The organism is Arhodomonas sp. KWT, assembly GCF_010993615.1.
In genome coordinates, this window is the sequence record NZ_WNXE01000893.1 from 1 (window position 1) to 692 (window position 692).

Genomic DNA, 692 nt, shown 5'->3' on the forward strand with positions numbered 1-692 from the left:
ACGTCGGCGGTCCCGCCGGAGACCGCCTGACGGATGTCCCCGACGTGCTGGCGGACGTGGTCGCTCATGGCGTCGTGGTCGGCGATGGCCTCCGCGCGCTCGCTCTCGGCGTGGCGGAGGTGGCGGTCCAGTGCCGCGAGCTGGCGGGCGTAGGTGTTGAGCCCCTGCTCGAGCAGCCTGGCCTCCGAGCGCAGGTCCCTCTCCAGCAGGGCGTGGAAGCGGTGCACGCGCTCGGCGCAGTCGGTGTCGTCGCCAAGCTCTTCGGCGAGGGTCCCCCGGTGCGCGCGGCTGGTTTCCGGCAGCGCATCGGTGGTGAACAGGGCCGCCAGCGCCCGCCTGAGTGCAGCGGTGACGGAGCGGCGCCGGCGGGCGTGGAGCCAGTCGCAGAGGCGAGGGAGCAGGGCGCGGGCCATGGTCGCCCGTTAGTGCCCGTCGTGCAGCGGCGGGGTGAACTGCAGGCTCATGTCCCAGGGGAAATAGATCCAGGTGTCCTGGGAGACCTCGGTGACGAAGGTGTCCACCACCTCGCAGCCCTGGGGCTTGGCGTAGACCGTGGCGAAATGCGCCTTCGGGAGCATGTCGCGGACCTCGCGCGCGGTGCGGCCGGTGTCCACGAGGTCGTCGACGATGAGCACCCGCTCGCCGCTGCCGGCGCCGAGGTTGGTGACGGCGTCGGTGACGTGCTTGAGCAC

At 72.1% G+C, this 692-nt stretch carries 2 protein-coding genes; both read right to left on the reverse strand.

The genetic code is table 11. From position 1 onward, the window contains the following. Positions 1 to 413, reverse strand: a 413-nt coding sequence (locus G7A99_RS23120; RefSeq protein ID WP_163144395.1) for a hypothetical protein, incomplete at its 3' end; no start/stop codon positions are given. Between the two features lie 9 nt (positions 414 to 422). Continuing rightward, a partial coding sequence (locus G7A99_RS23125) for a phosphoribosyltransferase family protein (protein WP_256379740.1) occupies positions 423 to 692 on the reverse strand: 270 nt, incomplete at its 5' end.